Here is an 18,172-nt window from a genome sequence, read left to right as displayed (position 1 = left end):
AGCCTCATGAGCAAAACCCTTCTTGGTATTGCGATGTGCGCAGCCACGCCTTTTGCCGCAGGCGCGGAGAGCGTCGCTGAAACCCAGCAGATCCGCCGTGCAAACACCCAGGCAACGGTCGCCGGCCCTGAGGACTATTTCTCTGGGCGGGTGCGTGTCGATCCCTTGTTCCCCGCCACCGATGAACTCAACGCCTCCGGGGCCTATGTGAGTTTTGAAGCGGGCGCGCGTTCGGCCTGGCACACCCACCCGGCGGGCCAGCGCCTGGTGGTGATGTCCGGTGTCGGGCTGACCCAGGAGTGGGGCAAGCCGGTGCAGCAGATCCTGCCGGGCGACGTTATTGTGTGCCCGCCAGGCATCAAGCACTGGCACGGCGCTGCGCCCAACAGCGCCATGACCCACCTGGCAGTAACAGGCACGGTGGACGGCAAAAACGTCGATTGGATGGAGAAGGTCACGGATGCTGAATACGCCGCGTCGACAAGCCAAGCAGCGAGCCGTGAAACGGCGTTGTCGGCCAGGCAACAGTCCATTCCCCTGATTGCGGCCTCGATGGCCACCAGCAATTTGCCCGCGCTCAACTCAGCGTTGAATCGTGGCCTGGACGCTGGATTAGCCATCAACGAAGCCAAGGAAATCCTCGTGCAGCTCTACGCCTACACCGGCTTCCCCCGCAGCCTGAATGCATTGGGTGAGTTGATGCGGGTGGTGGAGGCGCGCAAGCAGCAGGGCATCAAGGATGACCTGGGGCGTGAGCCCATGGCGGTCATTCCGGTTGGCGAACAGTTGCTGGTACTCGGCAAGGCCAACCAGACCAAAATCGCCGGTGCTCCGGTGCAAGGGCCGTTGTTCGAGTTCGTGCCGGTGATCAATCGCTACCTGCAAGCGCATTTGTTCGGCGACATCTTTGCACGCGATAACCTCGACTGGCAGAGCCGCGAGCTGGCGACGGTTGCAGCCTTGGCTGCCACGTCGGGCGTGGAGTCGCAGTTGCGCTCCCATGTGGCCGCCAGCCTGCGGGTGGGGGTGACGGTTGAACAGTTACGCCATCTCGCTCAGCTACTGGCGGAGCAGGGCGATGCAGCGGCGGCCAGGCGTGCCGACGATGCCCTGGATTATCATTTGGCCGACAAGCCTGCTTAACCAGGATAGCGCAGGGTTTCGCGCAACAAGGTGAACGCGGGCGAGCTTTGGCGTCGGCAGGGGTAGTAGAGGTGATAGCCCGAAAACGGCTCGCACCAGTCTTCCAGCACACGCACCAAGCGGCCCTGCGCCACATGTTCCAGCACCAGGTCTTCGGGCATGAACGCCAGCCCCAAGCCTTGGAGTGCCGCGTCCAGGCGCATGGCGATGGTGTTGAACACCAGTTGCCCTTCGACGCGCACGTTCAAGGCTTGCCCATTCTTCTCGAACTCCCACGCATACAGTCCCCCATGGGTGGGCATGCGCAGGGTGATGCAATTGTGGGCCATCAGCTCATTCGGAATCGTGGGGACGGGGTAACGTGCAAAGTACGCTGGCGAGCCCACCACCGCCATGCGCATGTCCGGACCGATGCGCAGGGCAATCATGTCTTTGGCCACTTGCTCGCCCAGGCGCACGCCGGCATCGAAGCCTTGGGCGACGATGTCGGTGAAACCATAATCGACGATGACCTCGATACTGAGGTCAGGATTGCCCGGCAGCAGCTTGGCCAACATCGGCTGCAGCACGCTGACTGCACAATGTTCACCCGCCGTGATGCGCAACTTGCCGATGGGCTTGTCACGGTACTCACTGAGCAAAGCCAGCTCGCTATCAATCTCTTCAAAACGGGGCGCGATCACCCGCAGTAAATGCTCACCGGCCTCGGTCGCCGAGACGCTGCGGGTGGTGCGGGCCAACAAACGTACGCCAAGGCGATCTTCCAACTGGCGCATGGCGCGGCTCAAAGCCGGTTGCGACATCCCTAGCCGGGCAGCCGCACGCGTGAAGCTACGCTCCTGGGCCACGATGGCGAAGATGGCCAGTTGGTCGTAGCGTTCGGTGGTCATTGATGCGAGCCTGGTATGAGTAGGAAGCCGATTATGCCGCTTTCTGTAGGAGCCGGCTTGCCGGCGATGGCGTCGACGGGTTGCGACTGATGCACTGCGTTGTTTGCATCGCCGGCAAGCCGGCTCCTACAGGGGAGCGCGCTTATTGATGAAACCGCCGGCCCAACGCGTCCAGCCGCACCGCAATCACCGGCAACTGCTCACTGCTCCTGGCCAGCAACTCCACGTCGTCCGCCGTGCTCTGGGCAATGCCTTGCACCGCCTGCAACCGCCCCACAATCTCCAGGTTCGCTGAAGTCTGCTCGCGCGTCGTACTCACGATCCGCCCATTCAGCTCATCGATATGCGCAATGTCATTGCCCACGGCTTGCAGCATATCCACCGCGACTTGGCTGTCTTCCACGCACCGCTCTACGCCCTGGCGGCTGTCGTGCATGGCTTCCACGGCTTGGCGGCTGCCGTGTTGCAAGCCTTCGATGATGGTCTTGATTTCCTGGGTGGAAACGGCGGTGCGTTGGGCCAGGCTGCGCACTTCGTCGGCGACCACGGCGAAGCCGCGGCCTTGTTCGCCGGCGCGGGCGGCTTCGATGGCGGCGTTGAGGGCGAGGAGGTTGGTCTGGTTGGCGATGCTGTTGATCACTTCGAGCACGGTGCCGATCTGTTCGGCCTGTACCGCCAGGCCTTCCACGGTTTGGTGGGTGCCGTTGAGGCGGGAGGCCAATTGAGTGATTTCGTGTTGCGCACGGCCAACACTTTGCTGGCCGCGCACGATTTGCTGGCTGGCCTTGCCCGCGTGCTCGACGGCTTGTTCGACGTGCACGGCGATGTGGCCCATGGCGTCTTCCATGCGCTGCATCGAGCCGGTCATCTGAGTGATTTCTGCCAGCTGGTGCCTCGCACCTTTTTCCAGGGTGCCGCTGGCACTGGCCAGTTCCTGGCCCAGCTGGCCGAGGCCGTGGGAGTCGCGGGTGACGCCATCGATCAGGTGGGTGATCTGCTGCAGGAAGTGATCAAAGCGCTTGGCCAGGGACACATGCACCTTGCCTTCGCCCTGGCTGGTCTGGGAGGTGAATTGCGAGGTGACCGCCAGCATTTTTTCGAGCATTTCCTGGCTCTCGACCGCTTCGGCCTGGCTGTGCACGGCGAGGTAGAGCAGGGCGACGGTTTCCATCACCACGTAGAACGCGTGCACGAACACCATGCCCCAGCCGCCGTGATGGTCCATCACAAACACCGGGAAGCCCTGATGCTGCAAGGCATGGAACACCACGTGGTGCACGGCGATGGTGAGGGCGGCCACCAGGATCGGCAGCCAGTCGCGGTAAAACGTGAGCACCGCCAGCAAGGCGAAGATGCCGAAGTGGGATTCGATCACGCCCTGGGCCTGGTTGATGTGCAGGGCGGCCATGACCATCAGGCCTGCGCCGAGTGCGCAGCGCATCACGCGGGTGCCTGAAAGGGCACGGTAAAGCGCGGTCAGCACGACAGCGGTGCCGCCGCCGATGATCACCGCTTGCAGCAAGGTGTCGTGCCAGAACGCCAGGCCAATGGAGAACAAAAACATCAGCCAGATCAACGCCAGCATGATGCGGTCGGCTTTGCGGTAATGCTCGAGAAAACGCGTACGGACAGGCATGCAGGCTTACTCCATGTAATCGTAAGAGGATCTGGCGTGCGCGGAGCGAGTGTTCGGATTCAATACTGCAAGTCAGTTATCGGCCTGGTCGGGTAGGACTTTAAACGGGCCAGGCGCTGTTCGAAGCCTTAGCGCCCCGCAATCGCCACCCGACTCGTCGCCTTCACTTCCTTCAACGCCAGGCTCGACTGGATCGACGCAATCCCCAGCTGCCGGCGCAGCACGTTCTCGACAAATTCGCTGTAGCTGTCGAGGTCCTCGGCGAGCACCTGCAGCAGGTAATCCGCATCGCCAGTGATCTTGTGGCACGCCAGCACCTGGGGCAGTTCGCGCATCACCGCCTCGAACGCGTCCGGCGCCTGGTCGGCGTGGATGGCGAAGCGCACGTGCACGAACGCCAGGATGTTCAGCCCGAGCAGCTTGCGATCGAGGTTGGCCTGGTAGTCCTTGATCACGCCTTCTTCTTCCAGGCGCTTGCGGCGACGCCAGCATGGCGTGAGGCTCAGTGACAGGCGTTCGCTGAGTTGGGCATTGGAAATACTGGCGTCTTCCTGCAGCAGGGCGAGGATGGCGAGATCGGTGTCGTCAAGAGCGACCTGTTTGGTTTTATTTTTCATTTATCAGCGCCGCGAGGGTAAGAAGTTCCGAATAAGCTAACAATGGTGGAAGTAAAAGCAAAGAAAGCCCGGCGCCGCCAGAACAAAATAGACCCTGTCTTTTACTGGCGGAACCTCAGCAATGTTGACTGTTTTTAGTGATGACCACCGTTTGCACCATGGCACCGAATTGAAAGATGGCGTGCTCAAACCCTCGTTCGAACAACCCAGCCGCGCGGACACGGTGCGTGACCGGGTACAACGGGTGGGACTGGGCGAGATCATCGTGCCGCGCACCTTCGACCGCGCCTGCTACGTCAATGCCCACAGCGAACGCTATGTGACCTTCCTCGAAACCGCCTGGGCCGAATGGACCGCCATTGGCCGCAGCCATGACGCACTGCCGCTGGTGTGGCCGGTGCGCGACCTGGCCAACCAGCAGGTGCCGGAGTTCATCGATGGCAAGCTGGGCTTCTTCGCCATGGACGCCGGCTCGCCGATCACCCGCACCACCTGGAACGCGGTGAAAACCAGCGCGGATATCGCACTGACTGGCCTGGCGCTGATCGATGAAGGCCAGCACAGCGCCTTCGCCCTGTGCCGTCCACCTGGGCACCATGCGGCACGCGAATACATGGGCGGTTATTGCTACCTCAACAACGCCGCAATTGCCGCGCAACAGGCCATCACCCAGGGCGCCAAGCGCGTGGCGGTGCTGGACGTGGACTTCCACCATGGCAACGGCACGCAGAACATTTTCTATGATCGCCCCGACGTGATGTTCATCTCGTTGCACGGCGAGCCGAGCGTGTCCTATCCGTACTTTTCCGGCCATGCCCACGAGCGCGGTGCCGGGGCGGGAGAGGGCTTCAACCTCAATTACCCGTTGCCGAAAAACACCGATTGGGCCAGTTACCAAGTCGCCTTGCTTGACGCCTGTCGGCAATTGAAACACTTCGCCCCCGAAGTGCTGGTGATTTCCCTGGGCGTCGACACCTTCAAGGACGACCCCATCAGCCACTTCTTGCTCGACAGCCCGGACTTCATCGCCATGGGTGAACTCATCGCCGGTGTCGGCGTGCCAACGCTGTTCGTGATGGAGGGCGGCTACATGGTCGATGAGATCGGCATCAATGCCGTCAACGTGCTGCATGGCTTCGAAAACAAGAGCGCCTGAGCGCCACCGTTCAATCCTTTTTTCTGCCAAAACTCAAAAACATAACAAGAGGTTTTGTGATGAAAACAACCACGCCCGGGCTTGCCGAAAAGCCTGCGTTGCAACGCACCCTGAGTAACCGCCACATCCAGCTGATGGCCATGGGCGGTGCGATCGGCACGGGCCTGTTCATGGGTTCGGGCAAGATCATCGCGTTGTCCGGCACCTCGATCCTGCTGATCTACATGATCATCGGGTTGTTCGTGTACTTCGTGATGCGCGCCATGGGCGAGTTGCTGCTCTCCAACCTCAACTTCAAGAGTTTTGCCGACTTTGCCGGTGCGTACCTGGGGCCGCGCGCGGCGTTTTTCCTGGGCTGGTCGTACTGGTTGAGCTGGAGCGTGGCGGTGGTGGGGGATGCGGTGGTGGTCGGCGGGTTCTTCCAGTACTGGTTCCCGCACGTGCCAGCGTGGATGCCGGCCGTGGGCATGTTGCTGACGCTGTTTGCGCTGAACGTGCTCACGGTCAAGCTGTTTGGCGAAGTAGAGTTCTGGTTCGCGATTATCAAGATCATCGCCGTGGTCACTTTGATAAGTGTGAGTGCGGTGCTGATTGCCAGCTCCTTTGTGTCGCCCACCGGTGTGACTGCCTCGCTGGGGCATTTGCTCGATCAACAGGCGGCGTTCCCCAATGGGTTGTTCGGCTTCTTTGCCGGGTTCCAGATGGCGATCTTTTCTTTCGCTGGCACCGAATTGATCGGCACGGCAGCGGCCGAAACCCGCGCACCGGAGAAGACCTTGCCCAAGGCGATCAACTCGATTCCGCTGCGCATCATCCTGTTCTATGTGCTGGCCCTGGCGTGCATCATTGCGGTCACCTCGTGGCAGCAGGTGTCGCCAAGCAAGAGCCCATTCGTGGAATTGTTTTTGGTGGCGGGGTTTCCGGCGGCGGCGGGTATCGTCAACTTCGTGGTACTGACCTCGGCGGCGTCGTCGGCCAACAGTGGCGTGTTTTCCGCCAGCCGCATGCTGTTCGGCCTGGCGGACCTTGGGGATGCGCCGGGGATCTTCCGACGCCTGTCCACCCGCAGCGTGCCGTTTATCAGCCTGGCGTTTACCACGCTGTTGATGTTGCTGGGGCTGGTGTTGCTGTTCGTGGTGCCGGAGGTGATGACCGCGTTTACGATCGTGTCGACGGTCTCTGCGATCCTGGTGATTTTTACCTGGTCGACTATTCTCGCCTCCTACATTGCCTACCGTAAAAAACGCCCGGACCTGCACGCCAAATCCCTCTACAAAATGCCCGGTGGTGTGCCGATGGCGTGGTTCTCCCTGGGGTTCCTGGCGTTCGTGCTGTGCCTGCTGGCGTTACGCCCGGACACTCGATTGGCACTGTGCGTGATGCCCGCGTGGTTTATCTGGCTGGGGATCGCCTACCAACTGTCGCACTTTCGCCAGCGTTTTAACCGGCGAGTGGCAGAGAGCAGGGCGCTATAGTTGTTTTTACACAGCGCTACGTTTAATCATGCGCGGCATTTCCTAACCTATAAGTCAAGAAAAGGACGCTCCCCATGAAAGTCAGTGCACGCAACGTATTCAAAGGCCAGGTCAGCCAGGTTCAGGACGGTGCGGTCAACGCCGAAGTTGTCCTGACCCTGCCCGGTGGTGAGCAACTGGTGGCAGTCGTAACCATGGAAAGCGTGCGCAACCTGGGCATCGCCGTCGGCAAAGAAGCCGTGGCGCTGATCAAGGCGCCGTGGGTGATGCTGATGACCGAGTCCAGCGACATTCGGCTGTCGGCACGTAATTGCCTGGAAGGCAAAGTGTTGAGCGTCAACGATGGCGCGGTCAACGCTGAAGTGGTGATCGAGCTGGCCGGTGGATCCAAGGTGTATTCCATCGTCACCCGCGATGCGGTGGCCGAGCTGGGCTTGGCACCGGGCGTGAGTGCCACGGCCGTGATCAAGGCCTCGCACATCATCCTGGGCGTGCCGGCCTGACGAGAAACGCAGAGGTCCGGTGACACCCGGACCTCCGCGCTCAAGGCGCCAGTTTGGTGAACACGTAGTCCCGATCTTTCACCAAGGCCTGGTGGCAGGCAAAGCACGTCTCGTGCTGGGCCTGGTCCACCGGCTTGCCATTGATGAACCGCCCGAAGCCCCAGCCGCCGGTGGCGGCGTACTTCTTCGAATCCTTGACCATGAACTGCACCGTGGTGGCCGCGCCGGGAATGGAGGCTGTCTTGAAGTCCGGTGACTGTTCGTGTTTCCACGCCAACTTGGCCAGTACCGTGCCATCGGGGAAAGGCAACTTGCCTTCCCGGTAGGCCTTGAGCGCAGCACTGTTGCCCAGCACCACGCGCAGCTCGTTCAACGGGTCGGCTTCCTGGGCGGGCGCCACCAGTTCCCATTGGCGGTAGCCGTCGGGAATGGTCACGCCGTAGATCGGCGAGGCGTTGTCGTCGGCGAACACCCACGGGCTGGCCGAGCCGACCAGCGCAATGACGGCCATGCACAGGCGCTTCATCACAGGTGGTCCGCGTCGATCACCGCCTTGGCAAACGCCTCGGGCGCCTCCTGCGGCAGGTTATGACCGATGCCACCGTTGATCAGGCGGAACTGATATTTGCCGGTGAAACGCTTGGCGTAGTCCTCTGGTGCCGGATGGGGCGCGCCGTTGGCATCGCCTTCCAACGTGATGGTGGGTACACCAATGGACGGCGACTGCGCGAGTTTCTGCTCCAGCGCCTCGTATTGGCTTTCGCCCTGGACCAGGCCCAGGCGCCAGCGGTAGTTGAAGACGGTGATGGCCACGTGATCCGGATTTTGCAGGCCTTTGGCGCTGCGGTCGAAAGTGGCGTCGTCGAATTTCCACTGGGGCGAGGCGGTCTGCCAGATCAGCTTGGCGAAGTCATGGGTGTTTTTCTGGTAGCCCGCTGCGCCGCGCTCGGTGGCGAAGTAGAACTGGTACCACCATTGCAATTCGGCTTTTGGCGGCAAGGGGTTCTTGCCGGCGGCCTGGTTGCCGATCAGGTAGCCGCTGACCGATACCAGTGCTTTGACCCGCTCCGGCCACAGTGCCGAAACGATATCCGCCGAGCGCGCGCCCCAGTCATAACCGCCCAGCACGGCTTGCTTGATCTTCAACGCATCCATGAAATCAATCACGTCCTGCGCCAGCGCGGCGGGCTCGCCATTGCGCAGGGTTTTATCAGACAGGAAGCGCGTGTCGCCATAGCCCCGGGCATACGGCACTAGTACGCGGTAACCCTTGGCGGCCAGCAGCGGAGCCACGTTGGCGTAGCTGTCGATGTCGTAGGGCCAGCCGTGCAGCAGGATGACCACCGGGCCTGTGGCCGGGCCGACTTCGGCATAGGCCACATCCAACTGGCCGGCCTTGACGTGTTTAAGCGTGCTGAAGGCCGATTGGCTGACGGGCGCCGGAATGTTGATTTCGGGCATCTCGGCATGGGCTACGCCCAGGGCCCCGAACTGCAACAGCGCAAAGGCCAGAAAGAGTGGGCGTTTGGAGCGAGGGGTCAACTGAGTGTGCATGGCGAGCCTCCTGCGGCTTGATGTGTGCCTGGTGCTCAGTTGAACGCTGCGCTGTATCTGGCCTGTTTCAGAAAAGCCGCTGAATTAAAGGCGGTGTATCACAGCGGGCTCTGTACACACTGCGATACAAACCTAGAACGCCATTCTCAGTCCCACGGTACCTTCGCGCCCGTTGAGGGCGTTGCTGTCCAGGTTGCGGTTGTAGCCAACTTCACCATAGAGGCTGACGCCTTCGGCCACGTTCAGGGTGGCGCCGAGCTTGAGGTCCAGGGTGGTGGACTGCTGTTCGGTGTCGATGTCGGTGACGTCGTTGAACCGCACCGTATGGGTCCCGGCGCTGGCGTGCCAGACATTGACACGTGCGTAGGGCTGCACAGGCAAGCCGCTGACTTGGTAGTTGCCTCGCAGCCTGGCGCCCAAGCGGGTGACCAGGTTTGTGTCCGAGTGGAAGGTGACCTCGGAGAAACCGTCGTTCTGGTTATCCAGGCGCGTACGGTCAACGATGACTTGGGCCTGGGGCTCCAGCTCCCAGTGGCTGCTGACCGGGAATGGCCATCCCGCTTCGGCTGAAGCCAACAGGTTGCTCCCCCCGGTTTTCATCTTCACGCCCCGGTCGGACGTGTTGTTACCGTTGAAGCGGGTGCCCATCAACACCAGGTCCAAATAGGCGCGGTTGGCGCCGACCAACGTCCAGTACGCCCCCAGACTGTCGCCGCGCAAGGTGGCGTTGCCCGCGTCCTTATCCTGAAAGCCTCCGTTGAATCCTTTAACGTCGCCACTCAGGCGGCTGTGCCCGATAAACACACCCGCACGTTGGGTTTGGCCGGTGCTGGAGGTGGCGACGTACAGGTCACTGCCCACTTGGAAGCCGGTGATCGAACTGTCCAGCGTCGGGCTGACTGTGCCGGTAAAGCTCTGGCGAGTGCTGCGACCGTACATCCGGCCCCAGCTCGCCGGGGAAGCATCAGTGTGTTGTTGCTGGCTCTGTTCACCCATGCGCTCGTGATAAGTACCGAGCATGCCCTGCACGATTTGCTGGGTAGCAGGAAATAACGCCGCGTAGACGGAAACCTCGGGACGGTAGAGTGGGATAGGGGTTATGCCCGGGTTGGTCGGCAGGAGCGGAGTGCCCGGCGCGGGTAACGGCACGACAATCACGGGGTCGGCTGGTGTGACGGGGATGGTCGAGCGCAGGTAGTAGTTTTCTGCCGTGCCGGGCGTAACCCCGCCCTTGAACAGGTAATAGTCAAACGCGCCGGCCGACACCGTCGCGGCGAGTGAGAACGCCCCGGCGCTGCCCGTGGCGCCATTGATGGCCTGCACGACCTGGATGCCATCCTGCAAGGTCGTCGCACCCGTACCGCCCAAATTGGTGATGCGGATGCCGGTGTTGCCCTGGATCGTGCCCAGGCCGATCACCAGTTTGTCGCTGGCTGAGCCGTCGGTGCCCAACACGGTTTGCAGCGCAAGCGTGCCGCCCGTGCCGTTGTAGTTGCCATTGACGGTCAGCGTGTCGCCAGCCGTTGAGCTGCCAGTGATCATGTCGATCATGCCCCCATTGTTCAACTGCGCCAGTTTCCCGCTGGTAAATGCGCTGATTGCACCGGTATCGACGAGCAGTTTGCTGCTGCCATTGAGGGTCATGGTGCCGGTTCCGGTATCGACATCGCCGAGAACAAATGCGCCGCCAAGTTTGAAGGTGGCGTTGTTGTCCAGCGTGACAAGTTCCCAATTGGTATAGCGCCCGGGCGTGTCAGCCTGGGTGTTGTCAAACGTCAGGGTATCGACGCCTGTGCCGCCGTCGATCAGGGGCGTGGAAGACAACATGGATTGGTTGAGGTTTTGCAGCAGGGCGGTGTCGTTGTCCGGGCCCATCAGAATGAACCCATTGACGCTGCCGCCGCCGATCCAACTGAAGTGGTCGGTACCCGTGCTGGCGAGTATTTGCCCGTTGATCGTGCCGCCCGTGAGGGTGATCAAGTCTGTACCGCCGCTGGTGCTGACGTTGCCACCGATGTAGCTGGTGCCCGAAATCAGAATCGTGTCGTTGCCAAAGCCGGTTACCAGGTTGCCGATGATGGTCCCGCCACTCATGTCGAACAGGTTGTTATCCAGTTTCATGTCCACCCGGCCGATGCTGCCGCCGGTCATCTTTGCGTCATCACCGTCCTCGAACGCCCCGGTAATGGTGCCGCCGCTCATGAAAAACTTGTCGTGCCCATCGCCCTGGGCCACCGATGCAACAGTGCCCCCGCTGATGGAGAAACTGTCGACGCCATCCCCTTGAATGATCGCACCAGCTTGGCCTCCACTGATCTGCGCCACGTCAGCGCCTGCACCCTGCGTCACCGTGCCCGTCACGGTACCCAGGTTCAACCGGAAAATATTGGCGCCATCGCCCATGCCCACCGAGCCATTGATCGTGGCCCCGGCTGCATCCAACTGGAACAGGTCGTTACCCGCGCCCAGCGTCACATTGCCATTGATTTCCGCATTACCACTGGGGAACAGCACTTCATTGTCACCGGTAGGCGCGTTGATGCCAGGGTCGGTGCCGCTGGTACAAGTGAACACTTGGCCGGAGGGGCCCGGGGTGACGACGCAGGCGGCTTGGGAAAACACGGGGAATATGGCCAAAATTGTCAAAACGACCGGGATCAGGTCCTGTCTGGAGTGTGAGCTCATGATCGTGTCCTCATGGCGCAGGGTGGTTCCAGCAACCGCGTCAGCAGGTGCTGGCCAGACCATGACAACAAAAACGCGCGATACAGATCAGGGAGTGCGGGTTACCTGTTCGAAAACACCGGCCAATGCAAAGGGTTGGCATGGCTTTCTCGACTGCACCTCAAGAGGTGCAGCGGTTTTTTGGACGCTAGCTGCACTTTGCTTGCGGCGCTACTGTGAAAAGTAACAGGTATAGACGAGCATGCGCCTAGCCGAACACGATCTCATAAGGCTCGCGCATGCGCTCCAGCAGCACCTGCGCCAGCATCGGCGGCAGGCCGATTTGCGGGTCGCCCGCCAACTGGCTGGCATAGGCATGGGCCGCGTGCAGCTTGCGTGCGACGCTCCAGGTATCGAGTCGCACCTTGCGCGCGCGTTGCCAGGGAATCACCGAGCCTTCCCGTGCGGGCCAGTGCCAGGCCCAGATCGGCAGTTCATACAGGCGGGCGCCCATCAGGCTGCAGGCTTTGGCGCTCGCACGACCGACGGCATCATGGTCGTCGTTGCCATCGTTGCGCCAGGTGCTGAACACCACGTCACCCGGCTGCAGGTAGCGCGCAATGAATTGGCTCATCGGTTGCTCGCGGGCCGCCAGGGCGTCGTCGCGGAATCCACCGCGTATCCACTTCAGGCTGTGCAGTGGCATGCCCAGGCGGCGCAATGCCTCGACACTTTCCTGGGGACGGACCACGCTCAGGCGACTGGCGGGCCATATCTGGGAACCCGGGTGGCTGGCGCTGCCGTCAGTGATGGAGATTAATAGCAGTGGGTGTTCAAGCGTGCTGAGCAATTGCAACAGCCCTCCACACGCCAGCACTTCGTCGCCCGGATGGGGCGCGATGACCACCACCCGTGCACCCGGGGGCACCAGCGAGGAGGGAGAAATGGCTGGGATTTGCGCCAGCTGCGGGGCGCTGTTCCAGACTTGCGCGGCGCCGCGACGGCCCTCGCTTGAGGAGGCAGGCTTCATCGGTGTTACATCCTTGTCGATTGATGCTGGGTCGTGCCCCGTTGACGGGACGACTCTCTTTATTCACCGCAGACTCCGCTGCAATGATCGCTTGGCATTCCAACCCTGGAGTGCCAGCAAGGCGGTTTGAGCATAGACAAGGATCGGGCGCTTTTACATCTGGAAACTTGGATTTTTTACGTAGCCTGCATCAGGCTGACCAAGTAGTCGCCAAACCCGCCCCTGGCGCGGCAATCCAGGCGCGCACTGGTGATCACCTGCGGCATGTGGCTCCAGGCGATTGATGCACCGCTGCGTTCCAGGTCGCGCACCAGTTGTACATCCTCATGACACGCCAAGGGTTCGAACCCTCCCGCTTGTACATAGGCGCCGGCGCTCACACCCAGGTTGGCGCCGTGAATATGCCGGTGACCGTCACTCGCGGTGTAGGCCTGCTGATAACGGATCTGCGCGGCCTCGTCGAACCCTTCGCTCCACGCATCCACGGTCACAGTCCCGCACACTGCGTCGGTACCGAGCGCCAGCTGCGCCACCAGCCAATCGGGGGCCACGCGACTGTCGGCATCCGTGCAGGAGATCCAGCGTGCGCCCAGGTTCAACAAATGCCGTGCACCCACACCGCGTACATGTCCCACGTTGCGCGCCTGCACTTCGAGGCGACCCACCTGGAAGTCCAGGGCAATGGCCGCGCTGGCATCGCTGCAACTGTCGAGCACCACCAAAATCTCCACGGGCTCACCCAGCAACTCGGGATGGCTCGCGGCAACCCGCGCAGCCTTCAAACATTCGGCCAACAGCGCCTCTTCGTTATGCACGGGAATCAGAATGCCGATCATCGCAGGCCCTCGTGGCGCGCGACCGAGGTGCCATCACGGCTCCACAGGTCAAGCAAAAAGTCAGGTTCGTGATGCTGTACGACACGGTGCATACCGAGTCGTTGCTGGAGCAGGGCATGCACCTGTTCGGCGGTTTGTGGGCAACCCTCGATCACCGGGCGCCAATGACAGGCGAGCAGTTGCCCGTCGTCGGTCAAGGAGGCGAGGGCCTGATCGATCAGGCGATTCAAGTCTTCGACGTCCAAGTAATAACCCAGCTCGCTCAACACGATCAGGTCGAACGGGCCAGTCGGCCATTGTTCGGGTAGCCGGCTTTGCTGCACATGGGCGTGGGGAAAGCCCAGCAAACGGGTCTTGGCCAGGGCGACGGCGGCGCTGGCGGTATCGCAGCACAACAGGCGATCGCAACGGGTGGCCAGTTCGGCACTCAACTCGCCGTTGGCGCAGCCGGGCTCGAACACCGAGGCGTAACGCGGACGCGTCAGCACAGCCAGGGTCAGGGCGCGCTTGCGTCGTTCGTACCAACGCTGGCGAAACGCCCAGGGATCATCGTTGCCGGCGAACAGTTGATCGAAATAGGGCGTTGCCACACTCATACAAACACCACTTCAAAAGGTTGCAACAAGCGCTCCACCACATAGGGCGCAAGTACCGGTGCCAGGCCAATCTGCGGGTCGCCCTCGAGTTGGCTGGCGAAGGCGTGAATTGCATGGCGCTTGCGCGCAACGGCTTCGCAGGTCAGCGGGATTTTGCGCGCACGGTGCCAGGGCACTTGGCTGTCTTCAGGGGTAGCCCAATGCCAGGTCCAGACGGGCAACTCGTACAAGGTCGCACCGACCGCCGACGTGGCTTTGGCACTGGCCCGGCCGACCGCTTCATGGTCGCTGTGTCCGTCCTCGCGCCAAGTGCTGAACACCACGTCGCCGGGCTTGAGGTAGCGCTGGATAAACGCGGCCAGCTCTTCCTCGCGCACGGCGACCTTGCTGTCGGTAAAGCCCGCGCGCAGCCATTTCAAGCTGTGCGGCGGCAAGCCCAGGCGGTGCAGGGCCTGAGCGGACTCCTGCGGGCGCACCACGCTCAACCGCTCCACCGGCCACCGTGTGGAGCCGGGGTGGCTGGCGCTGCCATCCGTCACGGAAATCAGTTGGATGGGCCGACCCAGTGCGGCCAGCCCCTGTAACAATCCACCGCAGCCGAGCACTTCATCGTCCGGGTGCGGGGCGATGATCACCGCGCGTCGGCCCTCGGGCACCAACTGCGCGACGCTGACCAGCGGCAGTTCGGCCAACTGGGTCGAGGCCTGCCAGTGATGCAACGGCGTGCCTTGCCCCACGATCGGATTGGGTTTCACAGTTGCCACCTCCCTGTGGAATCACCGGCGACCAGTTCGCCAAGGGCGGCGAGGTCGCGTTCGGCATGACTTTGGCGTACATATACCGGCAGGTCCGCCATCAACTGGGCGAAGTGCGGGTCCTTGCAATAAGGGCCAGCACCCACCGCACGCCCGACGTGGTGTATCACTTGTTCCACCGTGTCCTCGATGCACGCACGGGTTTGTTGCGCCAGTTGCCGCGCGTCGGCCTTGGGCTCGCGGTCAACCTGTTCGGCGCTGGCACGCAGCACGCACGCAGCACCGTTCAACGCGCTGTCGACGGCGCCCAGGTGGGCGAGGGCGTGGGGTTCGGGACGTTTGCTGCACTGCATGCGCAAGGCTTCGCCCAGGCGTTGGGCCGCGCCGTACCAGCACGCGGCGATACCGATGCCACCCTGCCAGAACCCCGGACGTGCCAGGTAATCGCCCGGGCCGCCGATGGCAATGCCTCGGGCGCCAGCAAAGAGGATTTCGACACTGCCGGTGGCTGCCATGCCCACGGCGTCCCAGCCCTCGTCGGTAACGGTAATGCCGGGCTGGCGCATTTCCACCGCGACCAACTGCTGGCGGTCCTCGTCGTCCCAGGCGGTCAACAGCCCATGGCTGACCACCGCCGCGCCGGAACACCAGGCTTTGCGCCCGTCGACGATCAAACGATGCCCATCCTGCCGCACGCGCACCTTGGCCGTCGGTGGCTCGGCGGCCCACATGCCCCAGAGGCTGCCTTCGGGGGGCAGCGAGCCATGTAATTCGGCAATGATCGCCAAGGCGTCGGTGTGCCCTTCGAACAACTTGCACAGACGTAGGTCGTGCCCGGCCACCTGGGCCAGGCGGCTGAACCGTTCCAATGTCTGGCCACTGCCGGGTAGCGGCAGTTGGTCCAGGCCTTCTTCCTGAAGCGCCCTCAGGGTGTTGCCCAAGGCTTGCGTGTCCGCATAGCCCCGGTAGCCCTGAAGGAATCCATGCAGTGCCATGTCACACCTCATCCTCGTATTGCAGCTCAAACAGTAGCAATGAACGGCCGGTGACGGCGTACTCGTGGTCAAACTCGAAACGTTCCTGGCCACGCACCGACGTCTGGTTGGTATCGACCATGCACGTCCAGAACCCACCTTCGGGCACCGGTGGCAGGCGGAAATTGACCATGTCGTGGTGTGCGTTCACCACCAGCAGCAACGTGGCATCGGCGCCCGGACGGCGGATCCCGGTTTCCTGGGCGCGGCCATCCATCAACATGCCCAGGCAGCGGCCGTGGCTGTCCTGCCATTGCTCAGTGGTCATTTCATCGCCGCTGGGCGCCAGCCAGGTTACGTCCTTGACGCCGATGTCCTCGTTGTAGTCGCCCACCAGGAAGCGCCCACGGCGCAGGATCGGGTAGGCCAGGCGCAACTTGATCAGGCGCTTGACGAACTTGAGCAGGGCCTTGCCGTCGTCGTCCAGGTCCCAGTTGACCCAACCGATTTCGCTGTCCTGGCAATAGGCGTTGTTGTTGCCGTGCTGAGTGCGCGCGAACTCATCCCCGGCCACAATCATCGGCGTGCCCTGGGCCAGCAGCAACGTGGCGAAGAAGTTGCGCATCTGGCGCAGGCGCAGCGCGTTGATCTCGGGGTCGTCGGTCGGGCCTTCGACGCCGTGGTTCCAGGACAGGTTGTTATTGCTGCCGTCCTGGTTGTTCTCGTCGTTGGCTTCGTTGTGCTTGTCGTTGTACGACACCAGGTCGTGCAAGGTAAAACCATCGTGGGCGGTGATGAAATTCACCGAGCTGTAAGGCCTGCGCCCCCGGTGGTTGAACATCTCGCCGGAGGCGGTCATACGCCCGGCAAAATCAGCCAGCTGGCCGTCGTCACCCTTCCAGAAGGCGCGCACGGTGTCGCGGAAGCGGTCGTTCCATTCCACCCAGCCCGGCGGAAAGTTGCCCACCTGGTAGCCACCGGGGCCGCAGTCCCAGGGTTCGGCAATGAGCTTGAGCTGGCGCAACACCGGGTCCTGACGGCAGGCGACCAGGAAGCTGTGGCGCTCATCAAAGCCGTCGCGGTAGCGCCCAAGGATGGTGGCCAGGTCAAAGCGGAAACCGTCGACGTGCATCTCGTTGGCCCAGTAGCGCAGCGAGTCGGTGACCATCTGCAGCACGCACGGGTGGCTCAAGTCCAGGGTGTTGCCGGTGCCGGAATCGTTGATATAGAAGCGCTTGTCGTCAGGCATCAGCCGGTAGTACGAGGCGTTGTCGATGCCGCGCATGGATAGGGTAGGGCCGCGCTCGTTGCCCTCGGCGGTGTGGTTGTAGACCACGTCGAGAATCACCTCCAGCTTCTGCTCATGCAGGTGCGCGACCATTTCCTTGAACTCGGCGATCTTGCCGCTGGCCAGGTAACGCGGGTCGGGGGCAAAGAAGGCGATGCTGTTGTAACCCCAGTAGTTGGTCATGCCTTTTTGCAGCAGGTGCTGGTCGTTGACGAACGCATGCACCGGCAGCAATTCAACGGATGACACACCCAGCTGGCGGATGTGCTTGAGCACGTCGTCTTCCATCAAGCCGGCGCAAGTGCCCCGCACCGATTCGCCCACCGAAGGGTGGCGCATGCTGATGCCGCGCAAATGGGTTTCGTAGATGATCGTACGGTCCCACGGCACGCGCACCGGCTGGTCGTTGCCCCAGGTGTGCGCGGGGTCGATGACCTTGCACTTGGGCACGAAGGGCGCGCTGTCGCGTTCGTCAAAACTCAGGTCGTCGTCCGGATGGCCGATGGTGTAGCCAAACAGGGCTTCGGACCACTTGAGCGCGCCCACCAATTGCTTGGCATAGGGGTCGATCAGCAATTTATGGTGGTTGAAACGATGACCGTTGGCCGGGTCATAGGGGCCGTACACGCGGTAGCCGTAAATCAGCCCGGGGTGGGCGTCGGGCAGGTAGCCGTGGAAGGTCTCGTCGGTGTATTCGGGCAGTTCGATGCGCTCCAGTTCGACTTCGCCGGAATCATCGAACAGGCACAGCTCGACCTTGGTGGCATTGGCCGAGAACAGGGCGAAGTTGACGCCCAGGCCGTCCCAGGTGGCGCCGAGGGGGAAGGGCAAACCTTCACGAATCCGCGACGGCTCGTGGTCCGGCGTCGGTTGGCTGTTATCGGGTTTGCTCATGGTTGAATTGCTCCTGCAAGGTGTGTTTTTTCAGGCCGAACGCTGCCGTGACGACCGTGCGCCAGGCAACCCTGTTCAATACGATGAGGTCCTGTAGGGGGAGGGGGGGGGGGGGGGGGGGGGGGGGGGGGGGGGGGGGGGGGGGGGGGGGGGGGGGGCGT

The 18,172-nt window shown here is 62.3% G+C and carries 16 protein-coding genes; 4 read left to right on the top strand and 12 right to left on the bottom strand.

From position 1 onward, the window contains the following. Positions 1-6: 6 nt before the first annotated feature. The gene (locus tag AC07OV_RS01575) at positions 7-1,143 is read left to right on the top strand and encodes a (R)-mandelonitrile lyase (RefSeq protein ID WP_495091328.1); all 1,137 of its coding nucleotides are present in this window, start codon (positions 7-9) and stop codon (positions 1,141-1,143) included. On the opposite strand, the gene AC07OV_RS01570 is transcribed toward AC07OV_RS01575, so the two are convergent. The 3 genes from AC07OV_RS01570 to AC07OV_RS01560 form a co-directional block, all read right to left on the bottom strand. Beyond that, positions 1,140-2,033, bottom strand: coding sequence for a LysR family transcriptional regulator (locus tag AC07OV_RS01570; RefSeq protein WP_495091327.1), 894 nt, complete (start codon positions 2,031-2,033; stop codon positions 1,140-1,142). The genes AC07OV_RS01575 and AC07OV_RS01570 overlap by 4 nt on opposite strands. A gap of 142 nt (positions 2,034-2,175) precedes the next feature. After that, positions 2,176-3,669 carry a methyl-accepting chemotaxis protein gene (locus AC07OV_RS01565; protein WP_495091326.1) on the bottom strand — a complete coding sequence of 498 codons (1,494 nt, stop codon included), beginning with the start codon at positions 3,667-3,669 and terminating at the stop codon, positions 2,176-2,178. Positions 3,670-3,797: 128 nt separating this feature from the next. Further along, a complete protein-coding gene (locus AC07OV_RS01560; protein ID WP_494995923.1) occupies positions 3,798-4,286 on the bottom strand; it encodes an Lrp/AsnC family transcriptional regulator in 489 nt (162 codons plus the stop codon). A 121-nt stretch (positions 4,287-4,407) separates the two neighbouring features. On the opposite strand from AC07OV_RS01560, the gene AC07OV_RS01555 reads away from it, so the two are divergent. The 3 genes from AC07OV_RS01555 (at position 4,408) to AC07OV_RS01545 (ending at position 7,420) form a co-directional block, all read left to right on the top strand. Further along, entirely contained in the window at positions 4,408-5,442 is a 1,035-nt protein-coding gene (locus AC07OV_RS01555; RefSeq protein WP_494995922.1) for a histone deacetylase family protein, read from the top strand. A gap of 59 nt (positions 5,443-5,501) precedes the next feature. Then, positions 5,502-6,917 carry an amino acid permease gene (locus tag AC07OV_RS01550; RefSeq protein WP_494995921.1) on the top strand — a complete coding sequence of 472 codons (1,416 nt, stop codon included), beginning with the start codon at positions 5,502-5,504 and terminating at the stop codon, positions 6,915-6,917. A 74-nt stretch (positions 6,918-6,991) separates the two neighbouring features. Continuing rightward, positions 6,992-7,420: a TOBE domain-containing protein gene (locus AC07OV_RS01545; RefSeq protein ID WP_155585186.1), complete on the top strand. Its 429-nt coding sequence runs from the start codon at positions 6,992-6,994 to the stop codon at positions 7,418-7,420. A 40-nt stretch (positions 7,421-7,460) separates the two neighbouring features. Here the strand turns inward: AC07OV_RS01545 and AC07OV_RS01540 are convergent, their stop codons facing one another. The 9 genes from AC07OV_RS01540 to glgX all read right to left on the bottom strand — a co-directional run bounded on the left by AC07OV_RS01540 (position 7,461) and on the right by glgX (position 18,011). Continuing rightward, a complete protein-coding gene (locus tag AC07OV_RS01540; protein ID WP_494996018.1) occupies positions 7,461-7,931 on the bottom strand; it encodes a cytochrome P460 family protein in 471 nt (156 codons plus the stop codon). A 14-nt stretch (positions 7,932-7,945) separates the two neighbouring features. Next, entirely contained in the window at positions 7,946-8,974 is a 1,029-nt protein-coding gene (locus AC07OV_RS01535; RefSeq protein WP_494995920.1) for an alpha/beta fold hydrolase, read from the bottom strand. 132 nt (positions 8,975-9,106) lie between these two features. Further along, entirely contained in the window at positions 9,107-11,659 is a 2,553-nt protein-coding gene (locus AC07OV_RS01530; RefSeq protein ID WP_495091325.1) for an autotransporter family protein, read from the bottom strand. A 247-nt stretch (positions 11,660-11,906) separates the two neighbouring features. After that, positions 11,907-12,668 carry a PIG-L deacetylase family protein gene (locus AC07OV_RS01525; RefSeq protein WP_176995932.1) on the bottom strand — a complete coding sequence of 254 codons (762 nt, stop codon included), beginning with the start codon at positions 12,666-12,668 and terminating at the stop codon, positions 11,907-11,909. A 176-nt stretch (positions 12,669-12,844) separates the two neighbouring features. Next, positions 12,845-13,504, bottom strand: coding sequence for a glycosyltransferase family 2 protein (locus AC07OV_RS01520; RefSeq protein ID WP_495091324.1), 660 nt, complete (start codon positions 13,502-13,504; stop codon positions 12,845-12,847). Then, a complete protein-coding gene (locus AC07OV_RS01515; protein ID WP_494995917.1) occupies positions 13,501-14,100 on the bottom strand; it encodes an SAM-dependent methyltransferase in 600 nt (199 codons plus the stop codon). The genes AC07OV_RS01520 and AC07OV_RS01515 overlap by 4 nt, the downstream gene beginning before the upstream one ends. After that, positions 14,097-14,855 (bottom strand): PIG-L deacetylase family protein, encoded by a 759-nt coding sequence (locus tag AC07OV_RS01510; RefSeq protein ID WP_494995916.1) that lies wholly within the window; start codon positions 14,853-14,855, stop codon positions 14,097-14,099. Before AC07OV_RS01510 ends, AC07OV_RS01515 begins: the two co-directional genes overlap by 4 nt. Beyond that, the gene (locus AC07OV_RS01505; protein ID WP_176995936.1) at positions 14,852-15,850 is read right to left on the bottom strand and encodes an acyl-CoA dehydrogenase family protein; all 999 of its coding nucleotides are present in this window, start codon (positions 15,848-15,850) and stop codon (positions 14,852-14,854) included. Before AC07OV_RS01505 ends, AC07OV_RS01510 begins: the two co-directional genes overlap by 4 nt. A 1-nt stretch (position 15,851) precedes the next feature. Further along, complete coding sequence (gene glgX, locus AC07OV_RS01500; RefSeq protein WP_494995915.1) at positions 15,852-18,011, bottom strand: glycogen debranching protein GlgX; 2,160 nt, start codon at positions 18,009-18,011, stop codon at positions 15,852-15,854. Positions 18,012-18,172 lie beyond the last annotated feature (161 nt).

The sequence above is a fragment of the Pseudomonas sp. GW821-FHT09A09 genome (assembly GCF_059418405.1).
The sequence above is the reverse complement of the archived record's forward strand: the minus strand, read 5'-3'. Positions and strand labels throughout refer to the sequence as shown.

Bases quoted from the DNA above. Each gene is read 5' to 3' on its own strand.
- AC07OV_RS01550 (WP_494995921.1), top strand. From the start codon at position 5,502: ATGAAAACAACCACGCCCGGGCTTGCCGAAAAGCCTGCGTTGCAACGC.
- AC07OV_RS01515 (WP_494995917.1), bottom strand. From the start codon at position 14,100: ATGAGTGTGGCAACGCCCTATTTCGATCAACTGTTCGCCGGCAACGAT.
- AC07OV_RS01545 (WP_155585186.1), top strand. From the start codon at position 6,992: ATGAAAGTCAGTGCACGCAACGTATTCAAAGGCCAGGTCAGCCAGGTT.
- AC07OV_RS01530 (WP_495091325.1), bottom strand. From the start codon at position 11,659: ATGAGCTCACACTCCAGACAGGACCTGATCCCGGTCGTTTTGACAATT.
- AC07OV_RS01535 (WP_494995920.1), bottom strand. From the start codon at position 8,974: ATGCACACTCAGTTGACCCCTCGCTCCAAACGCCCACTCTTTCTGGCC.
- glgX (WP_494995915.1), bottom strand. From the start codon at position 18,011: ATGAGCAAACCCGATAACAGCCAACCGACGCCGGACCACGAGCCGTCG.
- AC07OV_RS01540 (WP_494996018.1), bottom strand. From the start codon at position 7,931: ATGGCCGTCATTGCGCTGGTCGGCTCGGCCAGCCCGTGGGTGTTCGCC.
- AC07OV_RS01525 (WP_176995932.1), bottom strand. From the start codon at position 12,668: ATGAAGCCTGCCTCCTCAAGCGAGGGCCGTCGCGGCGCCGCGCAAGTC.
- AC07OV_RS01570 (WP_495091327.1), bottom strand. From the start codon at position 2,033: ATGACCACCGAACGCTACGACCAACTGGCCATCTTCGCCATCGTGGCC.
- AC07OV_RS01520 (WP_495091324.1), bottom strand. From the start codon at position 13,504: ATGATCGGCATTCTGATTCCCGTGCATAACGAAGAGGCGCTGTTGGCC.
- AC07OV_RS01555 (WP_494995922.1), top strand. From the start codon at position 4,408: ATGTTGACTGTTTTTAGTGATGACCACCGTTTGCACCATGGCACCGAA.
- AC07OV_RS01505 (WP_176995936.1), bottom strand. From the start codon at position 15,850: ATGGCACTGCATGGATTCCTTCAGGGCTACCGGGGCTATGCGGACACG.
- AC07OV_RS01565 (WP_495091326.1), bottom strand. From the start codon at position 3,669: ATGCCTGTCCGTACGCGTTTTCTCGAGCATTACCGCAAAGCCGACCGC.
- AC07OV_RS01575 (WP_495091328.1), top strand. From the start codon at position 7: ATGAGCAAAACCCTTCTTGGTATTGCGATGTGCGCAGCCACGCCTTTT.
- AC07OV_RS01560 (WP_494995923.1), bottom strand. From the start codon at position 4,286: ATGAAAAATAAAACCAAACAGGTCGCTCTTGACGACACCGATCTCGCC.